General features: G+C 42.4%; 13 protein-coding genes. 5 read left to right on the plus strand and 8 right to left on the minus strand.

The window, feature by feature from the left end:
* Positions 1-27 precede the first annotated feature (27 nt).
* A complete protein-coding gene (locus ACZMIG_RS10570; protein WP_487889535.1) occupies positions 28-1479 on the plus strand; it encodes a DUF4270 domain-containing protein in 1452 nt (483 codons plus the stop codon).
* Positions 1479-1598, plus strand: coding sequence for a hypothetical protein (locus ACZMIG_RS10575; RefSeq protein WP_021854133.1), 120 nt, complete (start codon positions 1479-1481; stop codon positions 1596-1598). Before ACZMIG_RS10570 ends, ACZMIG_RS10575 begins: the two co-directional genes overlap by 1 nt.
* 698 nt (positions 1599-2296) lie before the next feature.
* Here the strand turns inward: ACZMIG_RS10575 and ACZMIG_RS10580 are convergent.
* The 3 genes from ACZMIG_RS10580 to ACZMIG_RS10590 form a co-directional block, all read right to left on the minus strand.
* Entirely contained in the window at positions 2297-4672 is a 2376-nt protein-coding gene (locus tag ACZMIG_RS10580; RefSeq protein ID WP_487889536.1) for an ATP-dependent helicase, read from the minus strand.
* A gap of 132 nt (positions 4673-4804) precedes the next feature.
* The gene (gene mtgA, locus ACZMIG_RS10585; protein ID WP_021854135.1) at positions 4805-5548 is read right to left on the minus strand and encodes a monofunctional biosynthetic peptidoglycan transglycosylase; all 744 of its coding nucleotides are present in this window, start codon (positions 5546-5548) and stop codon (positions 4805-4807) included.
* Between the two features lie 16 nt (positions 5549-5564).
* A complete protein-coding gene (locus tag ACZMIG_RS10590) occupies positions 5565-6242 on the minus strand; it encodes a YiaD family glycine zipper/OmpA-like lipoprotein (RefSeq protein WP_487889537.1) in 678 nt (225 codons plus the stop codon).
* A 411-nt stretch (positions 6243-6653) separates the two neighbouring features.
* Between ACZMIG_RS10590 and proS the strand changes: the two genes are divergently transcribed.
* Complete coding sequence (gene proS / locus ACZMIG_RS10595) at positions 6654-8135, plus strand: proline--tRNA ligase (RefSeq protein ID WP_021854137.1); 1482 nt, start codon at positions 6654-6656, stop codon at positions 8133-8135.
* 267 nt (positions 8136-8402) lie between these two features.
* Positions 8403-8945, plus strand: a complete 543-nt coding sequence (locus tag ACZMIG_RS10600) for a ComF family protein (protein ID WP_418874862.1) — start codon at positions 8403-8405, stop codon at positions 8943-8945.
* 34 nt (positions 8946-8979) lie between these two features.
* On the opposite strand, the gene ACZMIG_RS10605 is transcribed toward ACZMIG_RS10600, so the two are convergent.
* On the minus strand, positions 8980-10014 hold the full coding sequence (locus ACZMIG_RS10605) for a glycosyltransferase family 2 protein (RefSeq protein ID WP_021854139.1): 1035 nt from the start codon (positions 10012-10014) through the stop codon (positions 8980-8982).
* 1 nt (position 10015) lies between these two features.
* The gene (gene mtaB, locus ACZMIG_RS10610; RefSeq protein WP_418874863.1) at positions 10016-11353 is read right to left on the minus strand and encodes a tRNA (N(6)-L-threonylcarbamoyladenosine(37)-C(2))-methylthiotransferase MtaB; all 1338 of its coding nucleotides are present in this window, start codon (positions 11351-11353) and stop codon (positions 10016-10018) included.
* A 480-nt stretch (positions 11354-11833) separates the two neighbouring features.
* Here mtaB and ACZMIG_RS10615 point away from each other — a divergent pair, with 480 nt between their 5' ends.
* Positions 11834-12007 (plus strand): PG1828 family lipoprotein, encoded by a 174-nt coding sequence (locus tag ACZMIG_RS10615; protein WP_021854141.1) that lies wholly within the window; start codon positions 11834-11836, stop codon positions 12005-12007.
* A 965-nt stretch (positions 12008-12972) separates the two neighbouring features.
* On the opposite strand, the gene ACZMIG_RS10620 is transcribed toward ACZMIG_RS10615, so the two are convergent.
* From ACZMIG_RS10620 to ACZMIG_RS10630, 3 genes are read right to left on the minus strand one after another with little or no spacing between them, the layout of a single operon-like run.
* Positions 12973-14337, minus strand: coding sequence for a TolC family protein (locus ACZMIG_RS10620; RefSeq protein WP_302698200.1), 1365 nt, complete (start codon positions 14335-14337; stop codon positions 12973-12975).
* A 2-nt stretch (positions 14338-14339) separates the two neighbouring features.
* Positions 14340-17534, minus strand: a complete 3195-nt coding sequence (locus ACZMIG_RS10625) for an efflux RND transporter permease subunit (RefSeq protein ID WP_287602522.1) — start codon at positions 17532-17534, stop codon at positions 14340-14342.
* Positions 17535-17561: 27 nt separating this feature from the next.
* Positions 17562-18668 carry an efflux RND transporter periplasmic adaptor subunit gene (locus ACZMIG_RS10630; protein ID WP_487889538.1) on the minus strand — a complete coding sequence of 369 codons (1107 nt, stop codon included), beginning with the start codon at positions 18666-18668 and terminating at the stop codon, positions 17562-17564.
* Positions 18669-18708 lie beyond the last annotated feature (40 nt).

Genomic DNA, 18708 nt, shown 5'->3' on the forward strand with positions numbered 1-18708 from the left:
CTATTGTTTCATTAGATTAAACTTTCAATGAAAACTATTATCTATACTGTCATTGCAATAATGTCCTGCATAACGATTGCATCATGCGATGACACTACCGATTCTATCGGCAACTCTTTAACAGACAATATGGATATGTTGAAAGTAACAACTGACACTTTCAACGTTGCAACAAGGTCTATTGTAGCAGACTCAGTCTTGTCACGAAGCACAACTGGATATCTAGGTAAAATACGTGATATAGAGACAGGAAATTATATCACCGGTGACTTTATGGCACAGTTCAGCACACTGGAAAACTACAAGCTTCCTGAGAAAGATAGCATAGTAAGTCTGCAGGACGGAGAAGTCATAGCCGATTCATGTAGCATAAGACTCTTCTATACCGACTATTACGGCGACTCATTGGCTACAATGAATATTACTGCTTACGAGATGAACGAGCCGATGAAAGAAGGTGTGAAATATTATTCAAACTTCGACCCTATCGCGGAAGGACTTATCCGCAACGACGGCATGAAGGTAAACAAGACGTACACTCTGACCGACCTGAGCATAAGCGACGAAGACAGAGCTGACGAAAGCAGCTATACACCTAATATAAAAATAAACCTGAACAAGCCTTACACAGACAAGAATGGTGTAACCTATAATAATTATGGTACATATATTATGCGTATGTATTATGAGGATCCCGACAGGTTTAAAAATTCATATAACTTCATTCATGAGGTATGCCCAGGCTTCTATTTCAAGACCAACGACGGCATCGGCTCAATGGCTTACATAACAGTCAGTCAGCTGAACATCTATTTCAGATACCTCAACGACTCTACATACGTAGGTACAACTTCGTTCTCTGCAACCGAGGAGGTTCTTCAGACAACAAATATATCAAATGACAAGCAGAACATTGCTGACCTTGCAAACGACAACACTTGTACATATCTGAAAACTCCGGCAGGAATATTCACAGAAATCACATTGCCTGTGGACGAAATAACAGAAAACCACAGCAATGACACAATAAATACGGCAAAGATATCGCTTACACGAATCAACAACAATACTCACGACGAGTATTCTCTCAGCGCGCCTTCCACACTGCTGATGATACCGAAGGACAGCCTGTACACGTTCTTTGAGAACGGCGATAATGTTGATTATAAGAAATCATTCATTGCGACATACAGCTCGTCGACAAACCAGTATACATTTAATAATATATCAGGCATGATAACATATATGGCTGACATAAAGAAAAAAGGACTGGCAGAGAATTCAAGCTGGCTGAACGAACATCCCGACTGGAACAAAGTTGTGGTAATACCAGTATCGGTAACGACAAACTCGTCGAGCCAAATTGTAAAGATTGTGCATGACATGAGTCTGACAAGCACAAAACTTGTTGGCGGCAGTGAGAACCCATACGAGCCGATAAAGATAAATGTTATTTACAGTAAATTTAATCACGAGTAATGGCCGACAATTATTTGGAAAAGCATCAGCTTGAATATGAGAAGAGAAAAGCTGAATGGCTAAGAAAAAAGAAACATCTGCCTAAGATAAAGAAAACATCTGTAAACAATTCATATTAAATAAGTATAACCGGACTGCTCTAATTAAAGAACAGTCCGGTTATTGTTTTATATGACATACAATAAACAAGCAACCTTAACCATCACATTACAATATTACTACGTGCAGAAAGCAGATGACATTTTGGCTGTTTAATTCAAATATATAATAACATAATGTAAAATCAGGATTGTCCATAAAAATCACCAAACTAGAAACAGAAAGCTGAAAACTTGATAAAATGAGCCCTTATTTCTGCCGAAATAAGTAAAAATAAGACCATCAAACAGCCAGGTCTGTGAGTATTCAGACCAAATACAGTATGTAATCCATCACAAATAAGTAAGTTTCATCATGCAAACAAGTACATTTTAAATCACAAAAAGCCATCTTTTAGACTGTAAAAGGGCATGTTTTGCAATATTGAATGCCAATCATTAATGCATGCCCCTATCCATCTTCGTATAAAACATTGGCATTCAACGACTTACACATACACAGCATTTTATTGCAAAAATACCTGTCAGAAGCCGGAATAAATTATTCGCTCAAGAAACGGCCTGCTATTAAAACACAGAAAGATACAGAATTATCGATTTTCAGAACATTCTGTCAAAACGCATATTCACAGAAATGCATTCTCAGGAAAGTATATAAAATAAAAGAGGTATCAGACAAGTTAATCTATTGTCAGATACCTCTATATGAAACAAATTGCTTATCCAATTACTTTAAAACGTGCAAATTTTAGCAGCAGTTGCTTTATGCCGGCATTCTTAAACTGCACAGTAGCCTTTGTATTTTCACCCACACCTTCAAGTCTTATAACAGTTCCAATACCAAACCGCTCATGCTCAATCACACTGTTCTCCTTCACCTGGCTTGAATTTGCCATCGACTTTTTAGCAGAAACAGCGCTTGATGCTGCAGCCTGAAGACGCCTGAAACGAGGCGAAAATGTATCAGACACAGGAGGAACGTCACGATGAACTGCTTCACGCGGCTTTGGATCAGCCTTAAACTGACTAGCCACAGGCCGGCTGTTCTGCCACCTGTTGTCAGAAGAAAACAACGACCCTCTGGAAGAATAAGAAGATGTTGCCCTCATAAATATATCCTTGGCATCTTCAACGTCAACAAACTCAGGCGAGATGTCTGTCAGAAAACGGCTCGGCGACTCCATCTCAACCTTTCCATATCTGTAACGATTCTTTGCGTATGTCAATATACAATGGCGTTCTGCACGCGTTATCGCCACATAAAGCAGTCGTCTCTCCTCCTCCAGTTCACGCCTGCTGCCCATTGACAGAGAACTCGGAAAGATATTCTCCTCCAGTCCAACGACAAATACCACAGGGAATTCAAGTCCCTTGGCGCTATGCACAGTCATCAGCGACACACGTTCACCATCAGCTCCGTCGTCGCTCTCCAGGTCTGTCTGCAATGACACTTCCTGCAAGAAGTCTGTAAGATGAACCTCATCAGCACGGCCTTCTTCTTTCCTGCCTTCAACAAACTCCTGTATACTGCCAAGCAATTCCTCGACATTCTCCTGACGGGCTATGTTTTCGGGAGTCTTATCCTGATATATGTCTGCAGAAATACCGCTGGCCTTGACCACTTCAACACCTAGAGCATAGGCATCAACCGTTACAAACTTCTCAATAAAACTACTTATCAGACACCTGAAGGCATCCAGCTTTGTAAGCGTGGCTTTGCTTGGATTAAATCCGTACAAAGCAGGTTCACATATCACACGCCACAAGCTCACTCCATTTGCGGAGGCCACAGCGGCAATCTTTGCCACAGTGCTGTCGCCTATTCCACGCTTAGGATAATTTATAATTCTCTTAAAAGCCTCCTCGTCGTCAGGATTTACAACAAGGCGAAAATACGCTATGACATCTTTTATCTCCTTACGCTGATAGAAGCTGAGTCCGCCATAAATTTTATAAGGAATGCTCACCTTTCGCATGGCTTCCTCAAAACTTCTGCTCTGTGAGTTTGTTCTATATAGCACGGCAAAGTCATTATATCCGCATCTGTCAGCCCGCTTTATCCGCTTAATCTCATTGCAAACGATAATAGCCTCTTCACGGTCGCTGTATGCCGGTTTAACTGAAAGTTTATCACCATCGGCATTGCAGCTATAAATATCTTTCGGTATCTGCCGTTCATTGTGACGTATCAGGCTGTTTGCCGCCTGAACAATACGTTTAGTACTGCGATAGTTACGCTCCAGCTTGAACAGACGCGTTCCTGCAAACTGCTTCTGAAAATCAAGGATGTTGTCTATGTTTGCACCTCTGAAGGCATAAATACTCTGTGCATCGTCACCTACGGCACAAACATGCATGTGCTCTTCAGCCAGCAGCCATACAATCTTCTGCTGTACGGAGTTTGTGTCCTGATACTCATCAACAAGGACATACTTAAAGCGTTCAGAATATTTCTTGCGTATATCAGCGTCAGAAACAAGCAGACGATATGTATTTATTAGCAAGTCGTCAAAATCCATTGCATTCGCCTTCTTGCAGCGCTCGCAATACGCCGAATATATAGCCGACACAGCCGGCACTTTCTGTTCAGCATCACGTTCTATCAGGCTTCGGGTCCTGGCATATTCATCAGGAAACATAAGATTATTCTTAGCCATACTTATTCGCGCATGAACAGAAGCCGGCTTATACACCTTGTCATCGAGTTGCATCTCCTTGATAATGGCTTTAATCAGACTCCTCGAATCACTCTCGTCATATATTGTAAAGTTGCCTGCGTAGCCAAGTCTTTCTGCCTCAACACGCAAAATACGCGAAAATATGCTATGAAAGGTTCCCATATACAGATACCTTGCCACCTCTTCGCCAACAAGTCCTCCTATTCGCTGCTTCATTTCATTTGCAGCCTTATTGGTAAAAGTAAGTGCAAGAATATTCCATGGCTTCATGCCATGGCTCAATAAATATGCTATTTTGTATGTCAGCACACGGGTTTTGCCTGAACCGGCTCCGGCAATAACAAGCGACGGTCCGTCACAAAACTCCACCGCTGCACGCTGGCTGTCGTTCAGCTCATCAAGAAAGGTACAATCCATTATTTGCAATTACATTTAATTTTCATGCCGCACAAACAAATCAAAACGCAAGACACATGCGCTGCCGGCAATATAAATATTAGGCTAAATTATTAGTCAGAACCGTCATCATACAATTGTTGCTGCTGTGTATTATCTCATATTGCGATACACGCCGCCCGCAGATGTCGAAGGGTCGATATCTTCTCCTTCTTTTGGAAAAGATGGTATAAACTTCATTTGCTGCTCTATCTGACGCTTACGCTTAAGCATATATCCGCTAGGATCTTTTGAACTGAATTTAAGCGGATTGGGCAAAGTGGCAGCTATTAGAGCACATTCGCCTCTAAACAAGTCAACGGCATCCTTGCCAAAATTGTCCTCAGCAACAGCCTGGGCGCCATAAATGCCGGGGCCCATCTCTATCGAATTAAGATAAACTTCCATTATCCGCTGCTTGCTCCACATCAGTTCTATCAGCGTAGTAAAATAAACTTCGAAACCTTTGCGTATCCATGAACGGCCCGGCCACAGGAACACGTTCTTTGCAGTCTGCTGCGATATGGTGCTTGCGCCACGCTTTTTCTTGCTCGACATATTATGTTCCACGGCTTTTTCTATCGCCTTATAATCAAATCCGTGATGAAGCAGAAAGCGCTGGTCTTCACTTGCCATAACAGCAACCGGCAGATGAGGTGATATTTTATCCAACGGCACCCAATGATGATGCATCTTGATACTTTCACCGTCCTTTATCTGCTCTGCACAACGGATAAACATCAGCGGCGTGAAATATACGGGAATAAAACGCAACAATACAACAGCAAGAATGGTGGAGCCAAAGAAAGCTACCACCATCCAACGTATTATGCGGCTCAGAAATCTGAACTTGCTCATCTAATAAGTATCAAAATTAGTTCAATGTTCCGTTATTTGCAGCGTCAATCATTTCCTGGCTTGCATACAGATATACCTCAACACGACGGTTCTGAGCCTGTCCTGCTGATGTTGAGTTATCAGCTACAGGATTAGCAGAGCCATAGCCCTGAACTTTCTGAATCTGATTTGAGCTAACGCCACATGACTTCAGATAAGAAGAAACAGCCTCAGCACGTTTCTGACTCAGAGGAACGTTTATTGCATCATTACCAGTTGAATCAGTATATCCCTGAATGTCAACCGAACATGTGCTGTTATTCTTCAATACGCTAGAGAACTTTGCAAGCTCATTCTTTGATGCTGTGTTAAGGTCTGCCTTATTCAAAGCGAAAAGAATACCAGAATCAAATGTAACCTTTACAGCCTTCAGGCCATTTGCGTCAGTAACTTCTTCTACTTTGGCATTATCGAGCTGAGCCTCAGCCTCTTTCTTTACTTTATCCATGTGGTTGCCGATCAAAGCACCGGTACCGGCACCTACTGCAGCACCTACTGCAGCACCAACTGCTGTGTTGCCGGCTATTTTACCAATAATACCTCCAACCAATGCTCCACCACCAGTTCCGATTAACGCACCGGTTCCAGCCTTTGTACTACAACTTACTACAACAGCCGTGCAAAGGGCAAATATTACAACTTTAATTTTCTTCATAATCTAAAATATTTAAAAATTCACATAGACAAAAGTACAATTTTTTTTTATACTAAACAATATTAAAAACATGTTTTTATAATTAAAACCACATAATGATATTAATAATGTATTAAATTGAACATTTTTTAACCTAACATATTGATTTAATTACAACATTTTTTAAAAGAACATGAAGCTGCAATATCACACAAAAACCTATACAATGCACCGGAATATAAAACAAAGTATGCATCTGTCTATGACAAATATAAATTATTTCATTTAAAATAATCACCAAAGACATTTATGTTGTCAACCTGAGCATGATTTAATTATCATAAAATATCTTTCTTACACTATTTTATTAGCATAATTCAGCTATTTTTAGTAAGTTTGCAGTCAAATTAGAATAAGAAAGCAATTTTTATCATGGCTAAAGAACTAAAAGAACTGACAAAAAGAGCTGACAACTACAGTCAGTGGTATAACGACCTTGTAGTAAAGGCTGACCTGGCCGAGCAGTCTGCCGTGCGTGGATGCATGGTTATCAAACCTTACGGCTATGCAATTTGGGAAAAGATGCAGCACCAGCTTGACCTGATGTTTAAAGAAACAGGAGCACAGAATGCATACTTCCCGTTGCTTATCCCAAAATCATTCCTTTCAAGAGAAGCAGAGCATGTTGAAGGATTCGCAAAAGAATGTGCCGTTGTTACACATTACCGCCTACGCGCAAAAGAAGACAAAAGCGGCGTTGAAGTTGATCCCGCTGCACGTCTTGAGGAAGAACTGATTATACGCCCAACATCTGAAACCATTATATGGAATACATACAAAAACTGGATTCATTCATGGCGCGATCTGCCACTGATGTGTAACCAGTGGTGCAACGTGATGCGCTGGGAAATGCGTACACGCCCGTTCCTCCGCACATCAGAGTTCTTGTGGCAGGAAGGCCACACTGCACATGCCACACGTGAAGAGGCTGAAGCAGAGGCACAGAAGATGCTTCATGTATATGCCGACTTTGCAGAACAGTGGATGGCCGTACCTGTTGTTCAGGGTGTAAAGAGCGAAACAGAAAGATTTGCCGGAGCTCTTGACACTTACACTATTGAGGCAATGATGCAGGACGGCAAGGCCCTGCAAAGCGGAACAAGCCACTTCCTTGGTCAAAACTTTGCAAAGGCTTTCGACGTTACTTATCTTAATAAAGAGAACAAGCCTGAATATGTCTGGGCAACATCATGGGGTGTTTCAACACGTCTCATCGGTGCATTAATAATGACTCACTCTGACGACAACGGACTGGTTCTGCCTCCGAAACTCGCTCCTATTCAGGTTGTTATTATCCCTATTACAAAGGGCGCCGAACAGCTGCAGGCCATCACCGAAAAGCTTTCTCCGATTATCACTGCTCTTCGCAATGCCGGAATATCTGTTAAATATGACGATGCCGACAACAAACGCCCTGGCTTCAAGTTTGCCGACTATGAACTCAAAGGTGTTCCTGTACGTCTTGTTATGGGCGGACGCGACCTCGAGAACAACACTCTCGAAATTATGCGCCGCGATACTCTTGAGAAAGAAACAGTTCCCGTTGACGGCATAGTTGAACGAGTTGAAAATCTGCTGAAAGAAATTCAGGACAACATGTTCAAGAAAGCCAAAGCTTATCGTGATGCCCACATTTATGAATGTGACAACTACGATGAGTTCAAGGAGAAGGTAAAGGAGGGAGGCTTCTTCCTGTGCCACTGGGATGGTACCGCAGAAACAGAAGCAAAGATAAAAGAAGAAACTCAAGCTACGATAAGATGTGTGCCTTTCGGCGTTGAGCAAACACCTGGAACAGACATGGTTTCAGGCAAGCCTGCAAAATGCAGAGTTATTATTGCACGCAGCTATTAATTGTTTAGAAATATGAATATGAGAATGCAGAGGTGATTATGCCTTCTTGCATTCTCATATTTTATTCTGATACTTTAAAAACACGTAAAACTATATTTTTCCATGAGTATTTTTATTGAATACATTGTACGCCTGCTTAATTTCATAGCACCAAAACAGTGTGTCGTATGTGGAAAAAGACTTACTATAAGCGAAGACGTTATCTGTGCTGTATGCAACCTGCACATGCCAAGAACGTTATTCTCAAAAAATCCCTATGAAAACAAAATGGCAAAACTTTTCTGGGGGCAGATTAAGATAGAAAAGGCTGCCGCATTGTTCTTCTACGAGCCACATTCAGAAATGAGCCGTATAATACTTTCTTTAAAATATTTCAACCACCCGGAAACAGGCGAACTTATGGGGCGTATGCTGGCAGAAGAGATAAGACAAGACGGATTCTTTGACGGCATAGACCTGATAATTCCTATACCTTTGACAAAGAAGAGGCAAAGGGAACGAGGATATAATCAAAGTATGGAAATTGCCAGAGGAATAAACGAAATAACAAAAATAAAGATTGTCGGCAATGCCGTAAAAAGAAAATCATTTAAGCAAAGCCAGACAAAAATGAACCGCTGGCAACGACAAGACAACGTTAAGGACGTTTTCAGCATAGATAAAGAACATGACCTTGACGGCAAACATATTCTGCTGATTGATGATGTCGTTACAAGCGGTTCTACAATAATATCATGTGCGCAGAAAATCTCAGCACACTATAATAACACAAAATTCAGTGTCTTATCTTTAGGCTTTACCAAAAACTGAGCTCAAACAAGCACATTCCGGCACGTAAACAGAATCAGTGGCGGTCTCTGCTAATGTTCAGTTCAGAATATTTTTTATGCCCTTTAGCATAGTATTGCCATAATATAGAGAAACCGAATATACCTTCCACGTTATCCGTCTTGCGCATCTGCTGCACTTGTTTTCTTATCTCGCGATATTCAGGAAGCCATTTTCTGAATGTTCTTCTGGCTTTAAGTATTGCCTTGAAATCACCTATGCAGCCTGTGGCCAAAGACTTGAATGCAGCGACATAATCAAGGAACAAACGCATACGGAACACACTACGCAACCTGTCTTCAGGCAAATTCTTGTAAAGCATCAACAGATTGTTGCGAAAATTAAGATATGTCTTCATCGGATTGTTCTTAGGCAAAGTGCCGCCACCGACATGAAAGACAAAACTGTCTGGTATGCAGAAAATCTTACGTCCCATCAAACGCAGGCGCCAGCACAAATCAATCTCCTCGCAATGGGCAAAGAACCTGGCATCAAAACCTCCTGACGACTTAAAATCTGAAGAACGTATCATCATACATGCTCCCGTAGCCCACAGCACTTCAGCATCGTAATCATATTGTCCGTTGTCAGCCTCAACAGTATCAAAAATTCTGCCGCGACAAAAAGGATAGCCATAACGGTCAAGATATCCGCCACTGGCTCCTGCATATTCAAAAGAATCATGATCTTTCTCAGACAACAGTTTTGGCTGACAAGCTGCAGCCTCAGGATGGTTATCCATAAACTCAACCAAAGGTGCCAGCCAATGATGGGCAACTTCAACGTCTGAATTCAGCAATACATAATATTCTGCCTCAATCTGTTCCAAAGCCTTGTTATATCCCTCGGCAAAGCCCCAGTTTTTTTCAAGAAGCACCAGGCGAACTTCAGGAAAACGTTGTTTAAGTATTTCAAGCGAATCATCAGTAGATGCATTGTCTGCAACATAAACAGTTGCATCCTTACGCGAATATTCAAGTACATTAGGCAAAAAGCGTTTCAGCATCTCTGCCCCATTCCAGTTTAATATTACGATAGCAACTTTTTCCATTTTACAATAAAGCTTTTAGTGCTGTTTTATCATGATTGAAGTCACCCAGCTTCACCTTAACGAGCTGATTGTCAAGCCTGTCGTTATCAGGTGACGGCGGCAGTTCTACACGAATGTAATTTTTTGTAAACCCATGCATGGCTCTTCCTCTGGCAGCCTTCTCAAACAACACCTCAGCCTCATATCCAATGAAACGCTCATAAAAAGCATGAGTCTTATTGTCTGACATATCAAGAAGACGCTTGCTGCGCAGTTTTTTGTCACCATCAGACACTACATAAGGAATCTTCAAAGCCATTGTACCCGGACGCTCTGAATAAGGGAACACATGAAGCTGAGTAACATCGAGCGACTGAAGGAAGTTGTAAGTCTCTTCAAACAACTCAGGCTTTTCGCCGCGTGTTCCAACCATCACATCCACACCGATAAAGGCATCGGGCATTACTTTCTTTATCAGATTTATCTTATGAGCAAACAACGCTGTATCGTAACGGCGATGCATAAGGCGCAACACTTCATCAGACCCGCTCTGAAGCGGTATATGGAAATGAGGCATGAAAGCCCTGCTCTGAGCACAATATTCTATAAGCTCATCATCCAGCAAGTCTGGCTCAATGCTGCTTATACGATAGCGCTTTATGCCTTCTACCTTGTCCAAAGCCTTTACCAAGTCGACAAAACGTTCATTCGTTGTTTCGCCAAAATCTCCGATATTCACGCCGGTGAGAACAATCTCCTTGCCTCCTTCTGCCGCAGCCTGCTCAGCCTGCTCAACAAGCGACGCAATACTCGGATTACGGCTAAAGCCACGGGCATAAGGAATGGTACAATATGTACAGAAATAGTTGCAGCCATCCTGCACCTTAAGAAAATAACGCGTACGGTTACCACGCGAGCAGCTCGGTGCAAAAGTCTTAATGTCTTTTGTCTTCTGTGTATGATATCTGTGCAGCGCCTCACCGTTTTTTACGCCTCCCCATGCTTCAGACAAGAACTGAATAAGGTTGGCTTTCTCGTTAGCTCCAAGCACCAGGTCAACTCCTTCTATCTGGCTCACTGTTTCAGGTTTCAGCTGAGCATAACATCCGGTTACCACGACAAAGGCTCCCGGATGATTGCGCACCATCCTGTGTATGGCCTGTCGGCATTTATGATCGGCAACTTCTGTAACAGAACATGTGTTTATTATACAAATGTCAGCAACCTCGCCTTCACCTGCCGTACTTACACCCATCTCTGACAACAAACGGCCAAAGGTGGATGTCTCTGAAAAATTTAATTTGCAGCCTAATGTGAAAAAGGCCGCCTTTTTACCTTGAAAGGCTGATGTATCTATCATAATCTAATCTTTCTACTTTTCCGTCCGATTTTAATATTGCAATTTTATCGGACCTGTATTATCAACCATCAGAAAAAGAAAGCAATGTCACTGGCATTTACCAACGCACATCCTGCTGCACATTCCCTAACACATATAAATTCAGGCACATTTCTGCCGTTTCAAACACCCAGCCATGCACACACCTTATTATATATAATGCATACATCTGCTTTTCTTCTGATATTTCTATGATTTTCTCGATGCAAAGATAATAAAAAGTAGGAATTAACAGACACAGTAAAAACTATTTATTAAGCGCCATCCCTAATTAAAAGAAATTAACATTTCGTATTTAATTGACAATCAATTACTTACAAAAAAGTTACAAAAATGAATGAAAAAAATTACTAAAAGCAGAACAACGTATCAAAAAAATGTTTACCTTTGCATCGTTTTAATAAACAAATGATTGTTTTACAGATTTAAAAAGCAAAGAAAATGAAAAAATTAGTTTTAATGTTCGTAGCTATCGCAGCTATCTCTTTCGCATCTTGTGGTAACAAAACAGCTCAGGCTGAGGGTGCTGACACAACAGATACAGCTGCTGTTGACACTGTTTCTGCTGTTGATACAGCTGCTGTTGACACAGCTGCTGCTGACACAGCTAAATAATTTAGCTACAACAGTTAAAAGGAGATTAAAAACCGCAGGACACAGTCTTGCGGTTTTTGCTTTTATATAATCAAGTCATCAAAAGACTTAATAAATCACCATCTACACAAGACTAAATATTAAAGCCTGCATGACGGCTATGTAAAACACGGCAAATTACGATGCAAAAGGTATGCTTTTAGCTTTCAATATGCCACATATTACAATGCAAGAACTATGCTTTTGCAACAAGAAAAATCATCAAAACGATTTTCATCATCACCCTAAATGTTTTATTACATAACACTTTGACAATAAGTCTGTTATAACTTTATCACCAATAAAATCAGTTCAATAAGTCAAGCCGTGACGATAATATATGTGATGAGTTGAAAAATCAACTCATCACACATTATAGTACACAAAATCAACAAGTTACATACAAATGTGATGAGTGATGACTTTTTATAAAAAATTATTTACGCTTTATTGCATAACAAGATATCTACCAGATTGCCTTTGAAACTACATCCAAAAACAATCAGCACCACTCTATCAATCTTGACTACATCACAGCCTTACACATAACAATAAGCAAAATATTCAGCCTGGCTGAAATAAAATCCGCCAGACTAAAAGTCTGACGGAAAGAATTAATAGAAAATAGTATGAAATAAAGTCATGTTTTTGTGCTGATCTTGGATATATCAAATCAAACGACAAACACTTTCAGTTTAATAATAACTCATCAAAAAATGCCGGCAATGATACTATTGCTATACCAAATAGCAAACAAGCATACGACAATAATACTTGCCGGCATACAAACCAAAACAAACTAACATTAAAACTTGCGCATATAATCCCAATATTTTTTATTTATGTCAAGTCTGTCATTATTATCCGCTGACGTTTGTTTTCTGCCCGGACTAGTAATCGGCACACATCAGCAAATTAGTCCTGGCACATAAGAGTCTGACAAATAGCTAATCACGTCCTCCTCCTAAAGCCTGATACAGGCTTATCACGCTTTGCACTTCAGTAAACATATTGGCAACCTGCTGAAGTTCAGCATTAAGCAACGACTGCTGCGCCGTAAGCACCTCAAGATAATTAGTGTTACCATGCTGCATCAAAAGCTTCGTGCTGCGTAATGCTGTCTGCAATGATTCCACCTGCTTGCTGTAAATAGATGTCTTGGCATGACTTGTCTGATAAGCAGTAAGAGCATCGTTAACCTCACTGCCGGCATTCAGCAATGCCTGCTGAAAAGCCAGACGAGTTTCTTCCTGCTGCGCCTTTGATATACGTAGCTGTGCTACATTCTGCCCTTTGTTGAACAGAGGCAGAGTCAACGAGCCTAAAGCCTCTGCCAAAAACTTTCCCGGATTCAGGATTGCCGAACCTACAGCATTTGTCCAACCGACAGAACCGCTCAACGTAATCTGAGGATAAAAGGCCGAACGTGCCTGATTGGTGGCATAGAACGCAGCCTCAAGGCTACGTTCCGCGCTTCTTACATCTGGTCTGTTAGACAACATCTGCAAAGGCACACCAACAGTTATGTCACAATCAAGCTGCATCTGGCACAGCTTCCCACGCTGATGCTTTTGAGGAGCCTCGCCCAATATAATAGACAGGCTGTTTTCTGTCTGATTTATCTGCTCCATTATGTCAAGCACAGACGCCCTGACACCATGAAGGGATGCCTCCATCTGTGCAACTGCAGCCTCATTATATTGCCCAGCCTTCATCAAGGCGCGCGCTGTTTCAACAGTCTCTTCCCATGAAGCCATGGTACGTTCAGTCAAATCAAGCTGAGCGTCAAGCATTTGCAATGTATAATAAGCATTAGCAATACTTGCGATGAGCTGCGTACGCACAGCCTGCTTATAATCTATGCTTTTGGCATAAAGAGCCTTTGCCTGCAGCTTGGCGTTGCGTATACGTCCAAACACATCCAGTTCCCAGCTTGCTGTAATAGGCAACTGATAAGTCTGCGTTGCCTTCTGATTATCGAAACTGCTTACAGAGCCTTGCGGGGCAAAGGCAAACGAAGGCAGATAGGCCAACTTTGCAGCCAACAATGTAGCCTCAGCCTCCTCAATCCTAAGCTGAGCCGACTTATAGTCTGTGTTGTTTGCCAGTCCCTCTTCTATCAGATTCTGCAACAGTGTATCCGTAAATAATTCACGCCAATATACATTGCCAAGACTTGCAGTGTCCGTGCCATACGACAATGAGTCACCATACAGGTTGTCAGGAACTGAAGTCTGCGGCTCATACTTTGTATATATTCCGCAACTGCACATCATTACAGCCGCAAATATCATATAAAACGCTTTCCTCATTTTCATTTGTTTTCAATGTTCAACTTACCTTTTTCTATCATTGTCCTTGCTTTTTCTACAACCGACTGCAAGTCGTCTTCCTCTTGCAGAGGTGTTCTGATCTTCTCCTGCAGATATTCAAAGACTATAAAGAACAGAGGCACTACAAAAAGCAAAGCTATGGTACCTATGGTTATACCTCCAACCACACCAGTAGCCAAAGAGTTGTTGCCGTTGGCTCCTGCACCCGACGAGAACATAAGCGGCAGCATGCCAAAGACCATACACAGAACCGTCATGACAATAGGACGGAAACGGGCCTGGGCTGCTGAATAGGCCGAAGCAACTATACCTAATCCCTTTCGGCGACGTTCAACGGCATACTCCGTAATAAGAATGGCTGTCTTGGCAAGCAATCCGATAAGCATTATCACACCGGTCTGCAGATAAATGTTGTTCTCTATGCCAAACAGTCTTGCAAAGAGGAACGAGCCCATAAGTCCAAACGGCACTGAGAAGATGACCGCAAGCGGCAACAGGAAGCTCTCATAAAGACATGACAAAATGAGATAAATAAGAATGACGCACATGAAATATACAAACGCCGTTTGCGCACCGCTGTTTCCGGCCTCCTCGCGTGCCATACCTCCATACTCATATCCATAGCCCGACGGCAGCATCTTTTCGGCAGTCTCTTTAATTGCAGTCTGAACCTGTCCCGAAGAATATCCGTCTGCAGCATTGACATTAACCGGAATCGTGTTATACAGATTGAAGCGCTGTGCCAGCTCAGCACCAAGAACATTCTTTATTGTTACAAACTGGCTTAGCGGTGCCATCTCGTCTCCATTGCGTACAAACATGTTGTCAAGAGCGTGTTCATCAAGACGGAACTTTGGCGAAGCCTGAATCTGTACACGATAAACCTTTCCAAACTTATTGAAGTCAGACACATACGAAGCTCCGCAATAGCTTCCCAAAGCATCAAGGACATCATTAGGAGATATTCCGGCACGCTTACATTTTGCAGCATCAACATCAACGGCAATCTGAGGGAATGACATTGAGTAAGAAGAATATGCCATGGCCACCTCAGGACGTTTGTTCAACTCAGCTACAAACTTTACCGTAGTATCATAAAACTTTGCTATATCGCCGCCAGTTTTATCCTCCAGATACAGCTCGGTAGAGTTACCCGTTCCGTAACCGGGTATCATGGCCGGCTGAAAACAGAATATCTGAGCCTCCTTTATTTCACTGAGCTGTCTGTTAAGGCGTTCCATCACGGCATCAACATTATGCTCCTTGCCCTTGCGTTCATCCCATGTCTTCAGCTTTATAATGGCTGTACCATATGATGTGCCCTGTCCTGAAATGAGGCCATAGCCCGTAATGCGGGAGAAATGGTCTACTTCTGGAGTTTTCTGCAAAATGGCCTGCACCTTGTCCATAACCTTATTGGTTTCGGTCAGAGAGTTTCCCGGAGAAGTACTTACATTCAACATGATTGTTCCCTGATCTTCCTGAGGGACAAAACCGGTCTTTGTCGTATTCATAAGGTAAACAAGCAAGACTACCGTAACACCAAGCGATGCCCACCCCATCCATCTGTGATGGAAGAAGAACATCAAAGCACGCTTATACTTGCCCAACATCACCTTATACGATGCATTGTATGCAGCCTTAATCCGCGCATTAAATCCTTTCTTTACTCCGCTATTGCTTTCTGGTTTAAGTAACATCGCGCATAATGCGGGACAGAGTGTGAGGGCGTTAAGGCAGGATATGCCCACAGCGACAGCCATGGTGACACCAAACTGAGTGTAGAACACACCAGACGTTCCGCCCATGAACGTTACAGGAACAAACACGGCCATAAACACAAGCGTACACGTTACAACAGCCATTGACACATCGTGCATGGCATCCTTCGTTGCCAGATATGGCGATGTATGCCCCACTTCAAACTTTGCCTGAACCGCCTCAACAACGATAATTGCATCGTCAACAACAGTTCCGATAGCCAACACAAGGGCGAACAGCGTCAAGATGTTAATGCTGAAACCTGCAATCTGCAAGCAAGAGAATGTTCCGATGAGTGAAACGATAATAGATATCGAAGGAATAATGGTGCTTTTGAAATCATGAAGGAAAAAATAAACAACCATTATTACAAGCAGAATAGCAATAACAAGCGTCTCTACCACGGTATCGATTGATGCGAACAAGAAGTCGTTCACACTCATCATCTGTACAAACTCACAGCCCGCAGGAAGATCTTTCGACATGTCATCAAGCTCATCGGCTATCTGCTGATTCACAGCCGTAGCATTAGCTCCGGCCACCTGAAACACCATAAACGTTGTTCCGGGCACACCGTCTACTTCGCCATGATAACTGTACGACTGCTTTCCGAGTTCAATATCTGCTATATCCTTAAGTCTGAGCACAGTTCCGTCTTTCTGCGACCTGATTACGATGTTTTCAAATTCAGGCACCTCTTTAAGTCGGCCTTTATACTTCATTGTATACTGATAAACATGATCGGAGTTCTCGCCAAGCGAACCGGCCGGGGCAACAATGTTCTGTTCTGCAAGCGCCTGAGTTACATCTGCAGGAATAAGCCCATATTGAGACATCACGTCCGGCTTCATCCATACACGCAGACTGTACGTATCACCCAACTCAAGGACATCGCCTACGCCCTGAATACGCTTAAGACGCGGTATGACATTTATGTCAAGATAATTGGCAAGAAAGGTCTCGTCGTAACGCTTGTCTTTGCTTACAAGAGAGTTTATCTGCAAGAAACCGTTCTGACGCTTTGTCGTGCTGACACCGATGCTCTTAACCGCCGACGGAAGTTTGCCTTCAGCTTTAGACACACGGTTCTGCACATTCACGGCAGCCATGTCCGGGTCAGTGCCTTGCTTGAAATAGACCATAATCTCAGCTGTTCCTGAGTTGGTTGCCGTTGAAGTTATATAAATCATGTCTTCTACTCCGTTAATGCTTTCCTCAAGTGGAATTATCACGCTGTTCATAACAGCATCGGCATCAGCTCCTGTATAAGTAGCCTCAACCCTCACCGTAGGAGGAGCAATGTCAGGATATTGCTCAACCGGCAGGGTGAATAGAGAGATAAGACCAACTAAAACTATCAATATGGATATGGCCAGCGCCATAACCGGCCTTTTTATAAAGATGTTTCCTTTCATAAAAATCTTTTTCCCTTTTTGTTTTTATCATTTCACAATAGTTCCCTCGCGCACAAGTCCGGCACCCTTTGAAACATATTCGTCTCCTACGCTCAGACCGCCTGTGACGATATACTCCTTGCCGTCGTTATAAGGGGCAACCGTTATGAGTGTTGAAACAGCTTTGCCGTTCACCACTTTGTACACTATGTATTTGTCTTGCTGCTGCACTGTGGCTTCCTGCGGAATGACAATACAATTCTTAAACTCGCTCGGTATCAGGACGTTGCCCGACGAACCGCTGTAAAGCAACTTGGACTTATTCGGGAACACAGCCCTAAGGCCTACCGCTCCGGTCTCTTTGTCTATCACTCCGCTTATCGACTCTATCTTGCCCTTCTCATCGAATATCGAACCATCGTTAAGCTGAAGCTGTATTTCCGGCATCTGCTTTATTGCATTGTCCTTAGTGCCATACTGACGCACCATGGTGAGAAGCTGATTTTCCGGCATGGAGAAATATACATACATCTTAGAGTTATCCGAAACTGTTGTAAGAGGCTTTGTCATCGACGGACTGACCAATGTTCCTACACGATACGGCAGCATTCCTACAACACCGTCGCTCGGACTCTTCACCTCTGTATAAGACAAATTGTTACGTGCATCCCTCTCCTCTGCCCGCGCCTGTGCCAGCTTAGCCTTGGCCGTCAGATATGCATTACGGTTTGTCTTCAGGTTAAAGTCTGACACCACTTTCTGTGCATGAAGCTCCTTGGCACTCTGATATGTCAGCTCAGCCGTGGCAAGATTTGCCTCAGCATCCTTCACATTGGCTACAGCCGTGGCAAGTGCCATCTGATATGGAACCTGGTCTATAACAAAAAGCACTTGGCCTTTCCGTACTGTCTGTCCCTCTGAAACATTAAGTTTTACTATGTATCCTGAAACTTTTGGATAAATATCGATATCCTGCATACCTTCAATTGATGCAGAATAAGAAGTTGTTATTGTTTTGTCTGTCTTCCCCTCCACTTTCTTCGTGGCATAAGTCTGCCTGTTAACTTCAGCAGGTTTGTTCTTGCATGATGTTGCAATGAATAAACATGTAAAGGCAACAAGCCATACATTCAAGTTTAAAATCTTTTTCTTCATATCATTAATATATTATCTGATTTTCGCCGCGAAAGTAACA

Source organism: Xylanibacter sp., assembly GCF_057607445.1.

Bases quoted from the DNA above. Each gene is read 5' to 3' on its own strand.
- ACZMIG_RS10570 (WP_487889535.1), top strand. From the start codon at position 28: ATGAAAACTATTATCTATACTGTCATTGCAATAATGTCCTGCATAACG.
- ACZMIG_RS10575 (WP_021854133.1), top strand. From the start codon at position 1,479: ATGGCCGACAATTATTTGGAAAAGCATCAGCTTGAATATGAGAAGAGA.
- ACZMIG_RS10580 (WP_487889536.1), bottom strand. From the start codon at position 4,672: ATGGATTGTACCTTTCTTGATGAGCTGAACGACAGCCAGCGTGCAGCG.
- mtgA (WP_021854135.1), bottom strand. From the start codon at position 5,548: ATGAGCAAGTTCAGATTTCTGAGCCGCATAATACGTTGGATGGTGGTA.
- ACZMIG_RS10590 (WP_487889537.1), bottom strand. From the start codon at position 6,242: ATGAAGAAAATTAAAGTTGTAATATTTGCCCTTTGCACGGCTGTTGTA.
- proS (WP_021854137.1), top strand. From the start codon at position 6,654: ATGGCTAAAGAACTAAAAGAACTGACAAAAAGAGCTGACAACTACAGT.
- ACZMIG_RS10600 (WP_418874862.1), top strand. From the start codon at position 8,403: ATGGCAAAACTTTTCTGGGGGCAGATTAAGATAGAAAAGGCTGCCGCA.
- ACZMIG_RS10605 (WP_021854139.1), bottom strand. From the start codon at position 10,014: ATGGAAAAAGTTGCTATCGTAATATTAAACTGGAATGGGGCAGAGATG.
- mtaB (WP_418874863.1), bottom strand. From the start codon at position 11,353: ATGATAGATACATCAGCCTTTCAAGGTAAAAAGGCGGCCTTTTTCACA.
- ACZMIG_RS10615 (WP_021854141.1), top strand. From the start codon at position 11,834: ATGAAAAAATTAGTTTTAATGTTCGTAGCTATCGCAGCTATCTCTTTC.
- ACZMIG_RS10620 (WP_302698200.1), bottom strand. From the start codon at position 14,337: ATGAGGAAAGCGTTTTATATGATATTTGCGGCTGTAATGATGTGCAGT.
- ACZMIG_RS10625 (WP_287602522.1), bottom strand. From the start codon at position 17,534: ATGAAAGGAAACATCTTTATAAAAAGGCCGGTTATGGCGCTGGCCATA.
- ACZMIG_RS10630 (WP_487889538.1), bottom strand. From the start codon at position 18,668: ATGAAGAAAAAGATTTTAAACTTGAATGTATGGCTTGTTGCCTTTACA.